Genomic DNA, 13,391 nt, shown 5'->3' on the forward strand with positions numbered 1-13,391 from the left:
CCTCCTGATCGGTGGGTCGGAAGGGCTGCAGGCTTCCGGTAGGCAGGTGTGCAAGAATGGAGTCATGGCTAAACCAAGTGTGCTTGTACTGCAGCATGTGGATTGGGAACGGCCGGGTCGCATTCTTGAAAATCTGCAGGACTGCGGGCTGGAGACGAGGATTCTCAACATCGTTGATGAGAAGAAGCCCGAACTGCCCCACTTCAAAGACCTTGCGGGTGTGGTCATCATGGGGGGACCCATGTCGGCCGATGATTACGAACACCACCCCGGGCTCAAGGCGGAGACCAAACTCGCCAGGGCCGCGGTCGGTGCCAACAAGCCCTTCCTGGGGATCTGCCTGGGTCATCAGATTCTGGCCAGGGCCCTGGGGGGCGACCTGATCAAAAACAAGCAACCGGAGCATGGCATGGCCCCCATACGCTGGGTGGGGAATGACGATGATGTTTCCATGTGGAGCAAGCGCACCGATGTCCTTCATTGGCATGGTGACCAGGTCTCCCTGCCGCCCCAAGCAAAGCTCCTGGCGCGCTCCAGATACACCGAGGTCCAGGCCTTCCGGTTCGGTTCCGGGCTCGGACTCCAGTTCCACCTTGAGGTGACAGCCCCGCTCTTCGACGAGTGGATGGACGTGCCCCAGATGACCGACGGGTTCAAAAAGTCGCAGATTGCCCAGATGCGGGAGGACTTCCAGCGAAGTCTGCCGCAGATGCAGCCCCTGGCGGATTCGATTTTCTCGGCCTTCGCTGCCCGTTGCCAGACCAATGCGGCTGCCCTGGAGTCCGCCTGAGTCCATCCACGCGGTGAGATGAGCCACTGCTCGGTCTGCGCCTGCCGGTGAGTGGTTCCCCGAACTGCCGGGTGGCGGGGAGTTGCTGCGGTTACTCCAGTTCTTCCCCGATTGCCAGCCATTCCTCTTCCAGCTCGTCGGATTGGCTGGACAGGTCCTTGAGCTTGGCGTTCAGGTCGTTCAGCCCCTCGTAGTCGCTGGGATCATGCTCAGCCATGTCCGCTTCGACCTTCTTGCGCTGGTCTGCCAGCTTGGCCAGCTTGCGCTCTATCGCCGCGGCCTGCTTGGCCAGGTTACGCTTGGCGATGCGCTCGGCCTTGGCCTGGGCCGGATCGGGGCTGTCGGCAGGGGCACCCGCCCCGGCTTCCGTGTGGGGTTGGTGGTCCTGACTCGGGTTTGCGCCGGCCTGCAGGCGGCCGGATTCGATCATGTCCAGGTAGTCCTGGACCCCGCCGGGCAGGTGCACCACCTTGCCTCCCACCAGGGCGAACTGCTGGTCGGTCACCCGTTCAAGCAGATAACGGTCGTGCGAGACCACAATCAGGGTTCCGGGCCAGGAGTCCAGCAGGTCCTCCATCACGGCAAGCATGTCGGTGTCCAGGTCGTTGCCGGGCTCATCCATGATGAGAACGTTGGGCTCCTCCAGGAGTATCAGGAGGAGCTGCATGCGTCGTTTCTGGCCGCCCGAAAGGTCCTGTATCCGGGTCATCAGCTGGGCGCTCTCGAAGCCCAGCCGCTCCATGAGCTGCCCGGGGGTCACCTCCTTGCCTTCGACCATGTAGGAGGGCTTGTAACGGCTCAGGACCTCCTTGATTCGGTACTTGCCGAGCTTCTCCAACTCATCCAGACGTTGGGTCAGGACCGCGGACTTGACGGTCTTCCCGATGTTGACGTGACCGGCCGTGGGGTCGGTCCGCCCGTCTATCAACCCCAGGAGGGTGGACTTGCCCGCTCCATTGGCGCCGACTATGCCGAACCTGTCCCCGGGGCCAATCAGCCAGGTCACGTCGTCCAGCACCATGTGGCCGCTGATGGTCCTCGACCGGGCCGCAGCCGTACCGTCCGGTGCGGAATCGTCGGGGTCCTCGGCAACCGTGACCGAGCCCATCAGCGGCTTCTCGGCGAAGGGGGAGGGGACGGCGTTGATTCGGCCCTCCGCAGGCACGCCCTCGTCCGTCCTGTCGCCGCTCTCATGAGTCGCCGCACCGTCCGGGTATATCTTGGTCACATCGATAAGGTCGACCACCTGCTTGCCCAGGCGGGATGTGGCCATCCTTTTCAACTCCAGGGTGTTGCGCATGGGGGGCACGTCGGCTATCAGCTCGCGGGCAGCCTTGACGTGGAACTTCTGCTTGGTGGCTCGGGCCCGGGCTCCACGGGTCAGCCATGCCAGCTCCTTGCGGGCCAGGTTGCGACGTTTGGTTTCCGCCAGATCGGCCTGGCGCTCGCGCTCCACCCGTTGCAGCATGTATGCGCTGTACCCGCCCTCGAAGGGGTCGATGACACCGTCATGCACCTCCCACATCGAGGAGCAGACCTCGTCCAGGAACCACCGGTCGTGGGTGACCAGGAGCAGGGCGCCGGAGTTCTTGGCCCACCGGTTCTTCAGGTGCTCGGCCAGCCAGTGGATGGTGACCATGTCGAGGTGATTGGTCGGCTCGTCCAGGGCCAGGATGTCCCAGTCCTTGAGCAGGAGCCTGGCCAGGTCCGCCCTGCGGCGCTGGCCGCCCGAGAGGGTGCCCACCTTGGCCTCCAGCTCCATGCCGCCCAGAAGGGACTCGACGATTTCACGCGACCTGGGGTCGGCGGCCCATTCATAGTCCTGGCGGTCCTCCAAGGCGGCCTTGCGGACCGTATCCTCGTCCTTCAGGGGGTCCCGCTGATCCAACATGCCAAAGGTCAGGCCATTGCGCATGGTCACCCGCCCCTGGTCGGGTTCCTGGGTACCGTTCAGGAGGTGAAGGAGCGTGGACTTTCCGTCCCCGTTCCGCCCCACGATGCCGATTCGGTCACCCTCGAAGATGCCCTGGGTTACATCCGTAAAGATGGTTTTGGTTGCAAAGGACAGGGCTACGTGTTCCAGACCGAGATCATAGATGGGCATGATTCCCCAATCTACCGCCAGCCTTGGATGGGTGGGGCGGCAGAGGAATCATGTGAAGCCGCTGTGGGCCGGGGCATCAACGGTCGGTGATCTGGGATCCCAGGACCTTTTCGCTCAGGGCTTTGGGGCCCCGGGTCACGGCGACGGCCCCGGAGCGGACCAGCTCGACGATGCCGAAGGGCTTGAGGAGCTTGAGGAGCGCTTCGAGCTTCCCATCTGCTCCGGTGGCCTCGATGGTCAGGGATTCCGGGTGGACGTCGACCACGCGCACGCGGAAGAGGTTGACGATTTCGAGTACATCGGACCTGTTGTGCTCGTTGGCTTTGACCTTGATCAGAATGAGCTCGCGCTCCACGGCCTCATCACCCTTGAGCTCGACGATTTTGAGTACGTGCAGGAGCTTGTTGAGCTGTTTGATGATCTGCTCCAGGGGCACGGCTTCCACATCCGCCGTGACCGTGATGCGCGATATGTCGTCACGCTCGGTCGAGGAGACCGACAGGGAGTTGATGTTGAAGGCACGCCGGGCGAAAAGGCCCGCGACCCTAGCGAGGACACCAGGGCGGTTTTCGACCAGGACGGAAAGGGTGTGACGCTCGGAGCCGGGCTTGGATGCTGGATAATTGGCCATGGTTTGCAGCCCTTCCTTACTTCTTCATGTGCCCGGCGGCATCGCTGGCCATGGCGGCCCGGTCGGCCCCGGTTTGCTCCCGGGGCTCCTGTTCCTCCTGCTCCGGTCTGATACCGGCCAGTGGTTGGATGCCCGGCTTGTAGATGATCGTGTCGTTGGAGGCCCCGGCCGGCACCATGGGCCAGACCATGGCATCCTTCCAGACCCGGAAGTCAATCAGGACCGGGCGGTCATTGACCTGGTTGGCCTGGTCGATGGCCTCTCGTGCCTCCTCCTCGGTGAAGGCGCGCAGCCCCAGGCACCCGTAAGCCTCGGCAAGCTTGACGAAGTCCGGGATTCCGGTGATACCGGACTCCTCGTCATCCCCGTCGTGGAGGTTGGTCTGGGAGTAGTGGCTGCTGTAGAAGAGGGTCTGCCACTGGCGGACCATGCCGTACACGGAGTTGTTGAGTATGGCGATCTTGATGGGCAACCCCATCTGACCTGCCGTGGCCAGCTCCTCCGAGGTCATCTGGAACGACCCGTCGCCGTCGATCAGCCAGACGGGGCGTGGGGCCTCATCGTCCTGGGTGCCGATGGCGGCTCCGATGGCTGCGGGCAGACCGTAGCCCATGGTGCCCAGGCCGGATGATGACACCCAGGACCTGGTCTGTTCGAAGTCGACGAATTGGCTGGCCCACATCTGGTGCTGACCCACGCCCGATACCCAGATCGTGGCCGGATCGGCCTTGTCGCTCAGGGTCTTCACCACCCACTGCGGGGCCAGGGACCCGTCCGGGGTCTCCTCCCAGGTGGTCGGGTAGTCGTGGCGCCAGGAGTCGACCAGGTGCCACCAGGGTTTCAGGTCGGGGCGTCCCCAGGTCTTCTGTGCCTCCTCTATGGCGGGGATCAGGTCGTCGAGGACCTGACCCACATCGCCGACGATGGGGACATCAGCATGGCGGTTCTTGCCGATTTCAGCCGGGTCGATGTCGATGTGGATCACCCGGGCCACTGGGGCGAAGTCCTCCAGGCTTCCGGTTACACGGTCGTCGAACCGTGCACCGATGGCGACCAGGAGATCGGAGTGCTGGATGGCCCCGTTGGCGGCCACCGTTCCATGCATGCCGGGCATGCCCAGAACGGCCTTGTCGGAGTCGGGGATGATTCCCCGCGCGGGCAGGGTGGTGACCACGGGGGCGCCCGTGACCTGCACCAGTTTCTCCACCTGTTGACGGGCGTTGGACCGCATGGCCCCGCCTCCGAGATAGAGGACCGGGCGGTGGGACTGGGCAAAGAGCTTGGCGGCATCGGTGAGCACGTGCCCGTGGGCCTTGGTGACGGGATTGTACCCGGGGAGAATCATCTCCTGGGGCCAGGAGTAGACCATCTGCTCGTTCTGGGCGGTCTTGGTCAGGTCGACCAGGACCGGGCCCGGTCTGCCGGACTGGGCGATGTGGAAGGCCTCGGTCATGACCCGGGGGATGTCCTGTGCCTTGGTGACCAGGTAGGAGTGCTTGGCCACGGGGTAGGTGATGCCGACGATATCGGCCTCCTGGAAGGCGTCCGTGCCGATGGATGCCACACCCACCTGGCCGGTGACCACCACCATGGGAACGGAGTCCATCATGGCATCGGCTATGGGGGTGACCATGTTGGTGGCCCCGGGCCCGGAGGTGACCAGGCAGACCCCGACCCGACCGGTGGAGACGGCGTACCCTTCGGCCACGTGCCCGGCCGCCTGCTCATGACGGACCAGGGTGAACCTGAATCCGACCGAATCATCGATGGCGTCGTAAGTGGGGAGGATGGCGCCTCCCGGAACCCCGAATACGTCTGTAACCCCCAGGTCCTCCAGAGAACGGATCAGGGCCTGCGCCCCGGTCATCGGTTCTCCTTGGGGGGTGATTCCCGCCTGGCCCCGGCCCTCATCCTTGGGAACCGAGCTGAACGCTTGCAGAGGTGTCGGCAGACTCATATTTTCCTCTCAACCTCTCGACTGCGCGACGACATGCGGTCGTGCGTCCCGAACGTGGCACCTATCGGGTCAGCAGCTCATATACGGCCAAAGCCGGCCCCGATAAGCCGGGAGTCCCTGCGGCTCGTGGCGCAGGCCCCGGTTATTTCTCACAGTCTATGCACAGGTTCGGCAGGGTCCCAATCCGGTATCGAATGACGGAACGACTCTATTTTGCTTCCTCGGCCTGGAGGGAGGCCAGGACCTCCGGATCATCCAGGGCCTTCCACCCCTGGGCGGCGGCGGCCAGCTGGGCCTTGCGCTTGCTGCTGGCATCGGCGGTGCCAATCACCGTGTCGCCGTCTCCCAGGGTCAGTCGCGCCGTGAAGACCTGTGCGAATTCCGGTCCGGAGACGGCCATGGCGTAGTGGGGGTCGCCGAGTCCTAGTCGGTGGGCCTTGACGGTGACGGAGGTCTTCCAGTCCAGGGCAGGGCCCTCCGTGGCCACCTCCTCCAGGGTGTCATCAAGGAGGGCGTGGACCGTGACGCGGGCCCCGTCGATTCCATGCTCCACGAAGACGGACCCAATCAGGGACTCGACCGTGTCGCACAGGATGGAGTCCTTGTCGGCCCCGCCGTTTTCGGCTTCGCCCCGCCCCAGAAGGATGTACGGCCCCAGGTGGAGTTTGGTCCGGGCGATGGCCGAGAGGGATTCCTCCGAAACGGCCTTGGCCCTCATCTTGGCCAGCTGACCCTCGCTCTGGTCGGGGTGTGCCTTGTAGAGGGTCTCGGTGGCCACCAGCTCCAGTACGGCGTCGCCCAGGAACTCCAGCCGTTCGTTGTTGGGCATGCCGGGGTGCTCATGCGCGAAGGACCGGTGCGTCAGCGCATGGATCAGAAGTTCGGGGGTCAGTTCGGCATGCAGGGCCGTGAAGAGTTCCCTGGCCGGCAGGTCCGCTTCCTGGGCGGTTTCCGCGGATACCCGTACCGTCGGGGCCTGGGTGGAACCCGGATTCCCGTCCTTGCCTGCAACCTTGTCTGTATCCCTATCCATGCTCACGACAGTGCCTTTCGGTCATATGGTCCCGATGTTGGTGATGGCTCCCATTATGCAGAGAACCCCCGCCACCCGTCGATGGCAGGGGTTCTCCCAATCAGTGCTGTGAACGGTGCTCACTTGCTGAACTGCGGGCGGATGGCATCGCGGTACATGCGTCCGCGGTACATGCCGCAGCTCGGGCATGCCATGTGAGGCAGGGCGGGGGCTCCGCAGTTGGTGCAGGTCACCGTGGCGGCGGCCTTGGTCTTCCAGTTGGCGCGACGCGAATGTGTGTTGGCGCGCGAGGTCTTGTACTTTGGCAGTGCCATGTTTTCCTCTGTTTCGATCGAATCTAGAGCTTAAGCGTAGAGCAGTTTACCGCAACCCCGGGTCTTTGTCACACCGGGGCGGTGCGGAGAAGCGTCAGGTAAGGGTTATTCCCCGTTTTCCTGCTCCTCCAGTTGGTCCCTGAGGCCCCTGAGGGCGTCCCACCGGTCATCCAGCACCTCGTGGTGGTGGTCCGGGTGCTCATTCAGATCGACTCCGCACTGGGGGCAGAGTCCTCGGCAATCGGGCTTGCATACGGGTTGCAGGGGGAGTGCCTCGACCAGGTTGTCACGCAGGAGGGCCTCCAGGTCGGCGAAGGCCCCGCCTTCGCACAGCGGATAGGTGTCCCCGCCTTCCTCCTCGCCGGCGATGATCTCGACCTTGCCGTTGGTCTGGTCGGGTTCGGGTGTCTTGTAGGGGAAGAAGACCACGGGGTCCACCTCAAGGTCCCTGTCGATGGGCTTCAGGCACCGGGTGCACTCCGCTTGGAGGGGGGCGCTGACATGGGCGGTGAAGATCAACCCGTCCACCATGGATTCGAAGGATCCGGTGACGTGCACCGGGTCACCCTCCTTGATGCCCACCACCTTGTCGCCGATGCCGGTAGGGGCGGGAAAATCCTGGTCGATCTGCTTGCTGCGCCCGGCCCTGGCGGCCACCTGGGCCACCGAAACGGCCCAGGGCGAATCCTCGGGTCTGCTCATCCCTTGCTTCCTTTTCCTATGCTCCGACGTGGCTCGCCGGGTCTCTTCCATGGCCTGGCCGGTATGCGGCCCTTGGCCCACGGTCCCTACTGCTGGTCGGGGTTCCCGCCCATGGTACGCGCGGCATCCTGCTCACGCTCGTGGAGAACCTCCAGCCCAACCCGCACATCCTGGCTGACCCTGTCGAGTTGGGTGCCGAGCTCCTGCATGACCTGGGAGGCGTACCCGTTGGCCCCCTGGACCAGCTTGTCCGCCTGGGCCTGGGCCTGGTCGATGATGACCTGGGCCTTCTGCTGGGCTATGGCCACCACGTTCTCCTGGCCGGCAAGGAACTGGGCCTGTTCCCCGGCCTCCTTGATGATCTCGGACGAACGGCTCTGAGCCGCCGAGATGGTGGCGTTGGCCTGGGTCTGCGCCGAATTCAGACGGCGCTCTGCCTCCCTCATCAGGGCGGAGGCCCGCTCCAACTGGACCGGGAGCATCTTCTTGAGCTCGTTCAGGTCATTGACGAGCTCCTCCCTGTCCACCTTGACCATGCCCGGGGTGAGCAGGGGGGCCTTTGCCTCGTCCAGCATGATCTGGACCCGGTCGATGATGTCGTAGACGGTTGTGAATTCGGCGCGGGGTTCGCTCGCCTGGTCCTCGCGCAGGTCGGGCAGGTCATCCACGTTCATGCTCTGCTGAGACTGGTTCATCCAGGTGGAATCGTCGATGGGCTGGGCGCTTTGACCGGTCTGGTCGCTCGGGTCGGTCTGGTCGCCGCCGCGGAAGGCGAAGGTGCCTTCCGCCCGGTCGGGGCCGGTGCCCTCGCTTCCAAGCATGTCTGTATCCTCAACCATTTTCGGCTCTCTCCGTTTTCAATATGGTGGTCAGTTTTTGCACTACGCTGTCAGGCACCATGCCGTCGATGCTGCCGCCATGCCGGGCGACATCCTTGACGATGGTGCTGGAAATATGCTCCCGGAGCGGATCAGCAGGAAGGAAGAGGGTTTCCACACCCGCCAGATCGCGATTGACCAGGGCCATACCCAGTTCGGCCTCGTAGTCCCCGTTCTGCCGAAGCCCCTTGACGATGACCGAGGCGCCGACCTGCAGACAGTAGTCTGTAATCAGGCCCGTGGTCGAAGCCACCGTAATCTGCGGGTACCCGTCCGCGTCCAGGGCCTGGCGGATCATCTCCACCCGTTCCTGCTCGCCGAAGAGGGGGGTCTTGGCGGAATTGACGGCCACTACGACGTGGACGGTATCGAAGAAGGATGCACAACGCTCTATTACATCCAGGTGCCCTGAGGTGACTGGATCGTACGATCCGGGGCATACGGCTATAGTCATGCCTCCAGATTAGCGCCCCGGCTGGAACCGCCGGGATCCAGTGGCTTGCCGCAGGCCCGGCCTGCCTCTTCTCAGCCCTGGGATGGCACCTATTGTTGGGGTTCTTCCGAGCGGTTATCATGGTGATATGACTGCTTTTGAGACCTTATTGCATCCCTCTTCATCACTGAATGGTCCGGATCCCATCCTGGATCAGGACCCGGTCTCACCCCTCTCCGATCCGGACCAGGGTGCAGGCACAGCCGTTCTGGACAGGCCCGAGACCGAAACCCGGGAGGAGACCCAGCGTAGCGATCAGGGTGATGCCGACAGGTTCGCCCACTACGTATCCAAGGAGCGCATCGCCGAATCCAAGCTGACGGGCCGGCCGGTTGTCGCGCTCTGCGGCAAGGTCTGGGTTCCCAAGCATGACCCCTCCCAGTATCCCGTCTGCCCGGATTGCCGGCGCATCTACGAAGAGATGACCGGCGGCAGGAAGTAGGTCGATTCCGAAGTCCGTCAGCCGTCAGGCAAGAGGCGCGGGTCGTCTGTTCGGTGGTCAGTCTTTGGATATCAGGTCGATCTGGTCCAGTTCCTCCTGGGTGAAGGTCGTATTGGCGGTCGCCTTGAGGTTGTCCAGAAGCTGTTCGGGCTTGGAGGCCCCAATCAGCACCGTGGTCACGGCCGGGTCGCGCAGAAGCCAGGCCAGGGCCATCTCGGCCAGGGTCTGCCCGCGTTGACGGGCCAGGTCGTTCAACCTGCCGATCTGATCCAGGCGCCGGGGGGTCAATGCGGACTCGTGGAGGAATCGTCCGTCGGCCCTGATTCGGCTGTCTTCGGGAATGCCATGCAGATACCGGTCGGTCAGGAGGCCCTGGGCCAGGGGGCTGAAAGCGATGATGCCCTTGCCCAGCTCTTGCGAGGTCTCCCTGAGCCCGTTGTGCTCGATGGTCCGGTCGAATATGGAGTACCGGTTCTGGTTGATGATGAAGGGGACATGGAGTTCGTCCAGTATCGCGCTCGCCTGTCGCAGGGTGGGGCCGTCGTAGTTGGAGAGGCCCACATAGAGCGCCTTCCCGCTTGATACGGCCTGGGCCAGGGCCCCCATGGTCTCTTCCAAGGGGGTGTCGGGGTCGGGGCGGTGATGATAGAAGATATCGACGTAGTCCAGACCGAGACGTTCCAGGCTTTGGTCCAGGCTTGACAGGAGATACTTGCGCGACCCGAAATCCCCGTACGGACCGGGCCACATGAAGTATCCGGCCTTGGTCGAGATGACCAGCTCCTGGCGGTGGTGGGTGAAGTACCTCTTGAGAATCCTGCCGGTATTGCGCTCGGCTGCGCCGGGTTCGGGCCCATAGTTGTTGGCCAGGTCGAAGTGGGTGATGCCATGGTCAAAGGCCGTGAAGCAGAGGTCCCGCATCCGTTCGAAGGGGGTGCTGTCGCCGAAGTTGTGCCAGAACCCGAGTGATATGGGAGGCAACCTGAGGCCGCTGGACCCGCAATGAGGGTAGTCCATGGCCTGGTACCGGTCGGGTGATGGGATGTATGAACCGTCTTGGTATGGCATTGCAGATCCCTCCTATATCGTTTATATCGTTTCGATGGTGGTCGGCAGGATGGGTTCCCCCCGCATCAGGCTGAGGGCCCCGATGGGCAACTCGTCCAGGGCTCTGGCCCGGTGGTCCCTGGCCTTGAGCACGGCCTGACCGCCCTGGTACTCCTCGTTGATGGAGCCATGGTCCACGTAGGTGACCAGAAGGTCGCGCCAGTCCGGCTCGGGGTTGAATCCGGCGAGTGCCTCCTCGGTCCCGGATATGACGTGCTCCGCGTTGGCCAGGTTGTATTCGTATGACCGGTAGGCCAGCTTCCGTCCCGGAACCGAGGCCTTTCCGACGGACTTCTTGGCTACAGCCTGCATGGCTCCGGACGAGTTCTCCCGCTCGGTGAGCTTGTAGACCATGGCGCAGGTGGGGGATCCGGACCCGGTGACCAGCATGGTGCCCACCCCGTATGAGTCGACCGGTGCCGTCTGGAGGGAGGCTATGGCGTATTCGTCCAGGTCATTGGTGACGGTGATGGTGGCCTTGGTGGCCCCCAGGGCGTCCAGCTGGTGTCTGACCCTCTGGGCCAGGGAGCCCAGGTCGCCGGAGTCTATCCTGACCCCGCCCAGGTCGGGACCGGCCACCTCCACGGCCGTCCTTACCGCCTCGTCGATGGAGTAGGTGTCCGTCAGGAGGGTGGTGTTCCTGCCCAGGGCATTGATCTGCGCCACGAAGGCGTCGCGTTCCTTGTCGTGCAGCAGCGTGAATGAGTGGGCGGCCGTGCCGATGGCCTTGAATCCGTAGCGTTGGGCGGCCAGGAGGTTGGACGTGCCCTGGAAGCCTCCGACAACGGCGGCTCTGGCGGCGGCCACGGCAGCGCACTCGTTGGCCCTCCGGGCGCCCATGTCCATGCAAGGCCTTCCCTTGGCTGCCGAAACCATGCGGGAGGCTGCCGAAGCCACGGCCGAGTCATAGTTCAGGATGGAAAGGATGATGGTCTCCAGGAGGGTGCACTCGCCGAATCCTCCCTCGACTTGGAGAACGGGGGAGTCGGGGAAGAAAATCTCGCCCTCCCTGTACCCCCGGATGGTGCCGGTGAACCGGAAGTTCTCCAACCACTTGATGGTTGCGGGGCTTACGATCCTCCGGTCGGAGAGGAACCGGAGTTCTTCCTCGGTGGGGCGGAAGTGCTCGATGGCATCCAGGATTCTTCCCGTGCCCGCAACCACCCCGTAGCGCCGCCCCTCGGGGAGGTGGCGGGTATAGACCTCGAAGACCGACCGACGGTTGGCCGTGCCGTCCTGGAGGGCGGCGTCCAGCATTGTGTACTCGTACATGTCGGTCATCAGGGCCGTGGATGTCCGGTCGGATTCGTTCATATCATCCTCGTTTTGCGGTTCCGGTGCTTGCTGTGTTGCCCCATAGTCTAGTCCCCTCATTGCTCATGTCGGGGTAGGGGAGGCGGACGTTTCGTCCTCCGGTACGACCGCCGGGATATGCTGGTCCCCATGAGATACCTTGTAGCTGTCTATCGGTTCCTTATTGCCTTCTTCTGCCTGGCGGGCACCCATGAGGCCTGGCTTCTGGGCATCGGAAACCATTGGGTCTACTTTACTTTTCAGACCAATATGGCCCTGGGCCTGCTCATGATCTGGGCCGGGGCAGCCAGCCTCCTCAACGGGAAACAGCCTCCGGCCTGGCTCAAGGGATGCCTGACCCTCTACATCGTGATAACCGGCCTGGTGGCCGCATTGATTCTGGGCCTGAACTCCTCGTCCTACCTGTTGGTGATGGGAATCAGGACCTCCTACATGGTCCATGTCATCACCCCGATCATGGCCGTGGTCGACTTCATCCTCTTCGACCCCCACCGTCGCTTCAAATGGCACTATGTGCTGACCTGGCTGATCTACTTCCCCATCTACCTGGCCTTTGTGCTGGTACGCGCGGCCATCTGGCCCCACTCCGGCCCGGAAGACGGCGGAAACCCCTATCCCTACGCCTTCATCGACCTGGGGAAGCTGGGCTGGGGGCAGCTGACCGTCAACGTCGCCGCATGTCTGGTGAGCTTCTTCATCCTTGGGCTGGTGCTCTTCCTGATTGACAGGATTCTTCCCCCCAAGACCCCTCTGACCGCCTCGTGATCCAGGTATAGGATTCCCCGGATAACCGGTTGCAAGTTTCAGGAAAGGATGCATATAGATGGTGGCAATCAAGGACATGTTGGGTGATGGCGCCGTGGTGAGGCCGGATGGCAGGGCGGCCGATGAACTGCGCCAGGTCAGGATCACCCGTCACTGGACCGATGCCCCCGAGGGGTCTGTTCTGATTGAGTGCGGGAACACCAGGGTCATGTGCACGGCATCCTTCACCCCCACCCTGCCCCGGTGGCGTAAGGACTCAGGGCTGGGCTGGGTCACGGCCGAGTATGCCATGCTGCCCAGGGCCACCTCGGAGCGCACGGCCCGTGAATCCGTCCGTGGCAAGGTGGGCGGACGCACCCAGGAGATATCCCGCCTGATTGGGCGTTGCCTGCGTGGGGTCGTCGACATGAAGGCCCTGGGGGAGAACCAGGTGCAGTTGGACTGCGACGTATTGCAGGCTGACGGAGGCACCCGTACCGCATCGGTCACCGGCGCCTATGTGGCCCTGGTTGACGCCCTGCGCTGGGCCCAGGACCACCATCACATCCGTAGTGCCGATAAGGTCATCAAGGACAGGGTTTCGGCAGTGTCGGTGGGAATCATCGACGGCCACCCCATGCTTGACCTCCCCTACATCGAAGACAGCCAGGCCATGACCGATATGAACGTGGCCATGACCGGTTCCGGCGACTTCATCGAGATACAGGGAACGGCGGAGCATCGTCCCTTCAGCAGGGCCGAACTCGACACGCTGCTGGAACTGGCCGCCAAGGGGAACAGGGAACTCCAGGCAGCCCAGGATGCCGCACTTGCCGCAAACTGATGCCTATAGTGATTGAGTTCGAGCGTAGACGGGCATTG

14 protein-coding genes are annotated in these 13,391 nt (G+C 63.5%); 4 read left to right on the forward strand and 10 right to left on the reverse strand.

Features of this window, described 5'->3' with window-relative positions:
- The first annotated feature begins 64 nt into the window (after positions 1-64).
- Positions 65-790 carry a type 1 glutamine amidotransferase gene (locus bcor_RS01295; RefSeq protein ID WP_033498710.1) on the forward strand — a complete coding sequence of 242 codons (726 nt, stop codon included), beginning with the start codon at positions 65-67 and terminating at the stop codon, positions 788-790.
- A 91-nt stretch (positions 791-881) separates the two neighbouring features.
- Here the strand turns inward: bcor_RS01295 and bcor_RS01300 are convergent, their stop codons facing one another.
- The 8 genes from bcor_RS01300 to coaD form a co-directional block, all read right to left on the reverse strand.
- Positions 882-2,894, reverse strand: a complete 2,013-nt coding sequence (locus bcor_RS01300) for an ABC-F family ATP-binding cassette domain-containing protein (RefSeq protein WP_033498696.1) — start codon at positions 2,892-2,894, stop codon at positions 882-884.
- A gap of 76 nt (positions 2,895-2,970) precedes the next feature.
- Positions 2,971-3,525 carry an acetolactate synthase small subunit gene (gene ilvN, locus bcor_RS01305; RefSeq protein WP_033491649.1) on the reverse strand — a complete coding sequence of 185 codons (555 nt, stop codon included), beginning with the start codon at positions 3,523-3,525 and terminating at the stop codon, positions 2,971-2,973.
- 16 nt (positions 3,526-3,541) lie between these two features.
- On the reverse strand, positions 3,542-5,482 hold the full coding sequence (locus bcor_RS01310) for an acetolactate synthase large subunit (RefSeq protein ID WP_033498695.1): 1,941 nt from the start codon (positions 5,480-5,482) through the stop codon (positions 3,542-3,544).
- Between the two features lie 208 nt (positions 5,483-5,690).
- Positions 5,691-6,515, reverse strand: a complete 825-nt coding sequence (rnc, locus tag bcor_RS01315; RefSeq protein ID WP_081830741.1) for a ribonuclease III — start codon at positions 6,513-6,515, stop codon at positions 5,691-5,693.
- A 119-nt stretch (positions 6,516-6,634) separates the two neighbouring features.
- Complete coding sequence (rpmF, locus tag bcor_RS01320) at positions 6,635-6,829, reverse strand: 50S ribosomal protein L32 (RefSeq protein ID WP_033491651.1); 195 nt, start codon at positions 6,827-6,829, stop codon at positions 6,635-6,637.
- A 105-nt stretch (positions 6,830-6,934) separates the two neighbouring features.
- Complete coding sequence (locus bcor_RS01325) at positions 6,935-7,531, reverse strand: YceD family protein (RefSeq protein WP_033498694.1); 597 nt, start codon at positions 7,529-7,531, stop codon at positions 6,935-6,937.
- An 86-nt stretch (positions 7,532-7,617) separates the two neighbouring features.
- Positions 7,618-8,370: a cell division protein gene (locus bcor_RS01330; protein ID WP_420796639.1), complete on the reverse strand. Its 753-nt coding sequence runs from the start codon at positions 8,368-8,370 to the stop codon at positions 7,618-7,620.
- The gene (gene coaD / locus bcor_RS01335; RefSeq protein ID WP_033498693.1) at positions 8,363-8,863 is read right to left on the reverse strand and encodes a pantetheine-phosphate adenylyltransferase; all 501 of its coding nucleotides are present in this window, start codon (positions 8,861-8,863) and stop codon (positions 8,363-8,365) included. The genes bcor_RS01330 and coaD overlap by 8 nt, the downstream gene beginning before the upstream one ends.
- Before the next feature lie 127 nt (positions 8,864-8,990).
- On the opposite strand from coaD, the gene bcor_RS01340 reads away from it, so the two are divergent.
- Positions 8,991-9,344 (forward strand): DUF3039 domain-containing protein, encoded by a 354-nt coding sequence (locus bcor_RS01340; RefSeq protein ID WP_033491655.1) that lies wholly within the window; start codon positions 8,991-8,993, stop codon positions 9,342-9,344.
- A gap of 57 nt (positions 9,345-9,401) precedes the next feature.
- Here bcor_RS01340 and bcor_RS01345 read toward each other — a convergent pair whose 3' ends face one another.
- Positions 9,402-10,412 (reverse strand): aldo/keto reductase, encoded by a 1,011-nt coding sequence (locus tag bcor_RS01345; RefSeq protein ID WP_033498692.1) that lies wholly within the window; start codon positions 10,410-10,412, stop codon positions 9,402-9,404.
- A 21-nt stretch (positions 10,413-10,433) separates the two neighbouring features.
- Entirely contained in the window at positions 10,434-11,765 is a 1,332-nt protein-coding gene (locus bcor_RS01350; protein WP_033491657.1) for a nicotinate phosphoribosyltransferase, read from the reverse strand.
- 129 nt (positions 11,766-11,894) lie between these two features.
- On the opposite strand from bcor_RS01350, the gene bcor_RS01355 reads away from it, so the two are divergent.
- Positions 11,895-12,530 carry a Pr6Pr family membrane protein gene (locus bcor_RS01355; RefSeq protein ID WP_033491693.1) on the forward strand — a complete coding sequence of 212 codons (636 nt, stop codon included), beginning with the start codon at positions 11,895-11,897 and terminating at the stop codon, positions 12,528-12,530.
- Positions 12,531-12,588: 58 nt separating this feature from the next.
- Entirely contained in the window at positions 12,589-13,353 is a 765-nt protein-coding gene (gene rph, locus bcor_RS01360; protein ID WP_033498691.1) for a ribonuclease PH, read from the forward strand.
- Positions 13,354-13,391 lie beyond the last annotated feature (38 nt).

Source organism: Bifidobacterium coryneforme (assembly GCF_000737865.1).
GTDB classification, from domain to species: domain Bacteria; phylum Actinomycetota; class Actinomycetes; order Actinomycetales; family Bifidobacteriaceae; genus Bombiscardovia; species Bombiscardovia coryneformis.

What these genes read in the sequence shown, in the direction of transcription:
- bcor_RS01295 (WP_033498710.1), top strand. Translation starts at nt 65, where the DNA reads ATGGCTAAACCAAGTGTGCTTGTACTGCAGCATGTGGATTGGGAACGG.
- bcor_RS01300 (WP_033498696.1), bottom strand. Translation starts at nt 2,894, where the DNA reads ATGCCCATCTATGATCTCGGTCTGGAACACGTAGCCCTGTCCTTTGCA.
- ilvN (WP_033491649.1), bottom strand. Translation starts at nt 3,525, where the DNA reads ATGGCCAATTATCCAGCATCCAAGCCCGGCTCCGAGCGTCACACCCTT.
- bcor_RS01310 (WP_033498695.1), bottom strand. Translation starts at nt 5,482, where the DNA reads ATGAGTCTGCCGACACCTCTGCAAGCGTTCAGCTCGGTTCCCAAGGAT.
- rnc (WP_081830741.1), bottom strand. Translation starts at nt 6,515, where the DNA reads ATGGATAGGGATACAGACAAGGTTGCAGGCAAGGACGGGAATCCGGGT.
- rpmF (WP_033491651.1), bottom strand. Translation starts at nt 6,829, where the DNA reads ATGGCACTGCCAAAGTACAAGACCTCGCGCGCCAACACACATTCGCGT.
- bcor_RS01325 (WP_033498694.1), bottom strand. Translation starts at nt 7,531, where the DNA reads ATGAGCAGACCCGAGGATTCGCCCTGGGCCGTTTCGGTGGCCCAGGTG.
- bcor_RS01330 (WP_420796639.1), bottom strand. Translation starts at nt 8,370, where the DNA reads ATGGTTGAGGATACAGACATGCTTGGAAGCGAGGGCACCGGCCCCGAC.
- coaD (WP_033498693.1), bottom strand. Translation starts at nt 8,863, where the DNA reads ATGACTATAGCCGTATGCCCCGGATCGTACGATCCAGTCACCTCAGGG.
- bcor_RS01340 (WP_033491655.1), top strand. Translation starts at nt 8,991, where the DNA reads ATGACTGCTTTTGAGACCTTATTGCATCCCTCTTCATCACTGAATGGT.
- bcor_RS01345 (WP_033498692.1), bottom strand. Translation starts at nt 10,412, where the DNA reads ATGCCATACCAAGACGGTTCATACATCCCATCACCCGACCGGTACCAG.
- bcor_RS01350 (WP_033491657.1), bottom strand. Translation starts at nt 11,765, where the DNA reads ATGAACGAATCCGACCGGACATCCACGGCCCTGATGACCGACATGTAC.
- bcor_RS01355 (WP_033491693.1), top strand. Translation starts at nt 11,895, where the DNA reads ATGAGATACCTTGTAGCTGTCTATCGGTTCCTTATTGCCTTCTTCTGC.
- rph (WP_033498691.1), top strand. Translation starts at nt 12,589, where the DNA reads ATGGTGGCAATCAAGGACATGTTGGGTGATGGCGCCGTGGTGAGGCCG.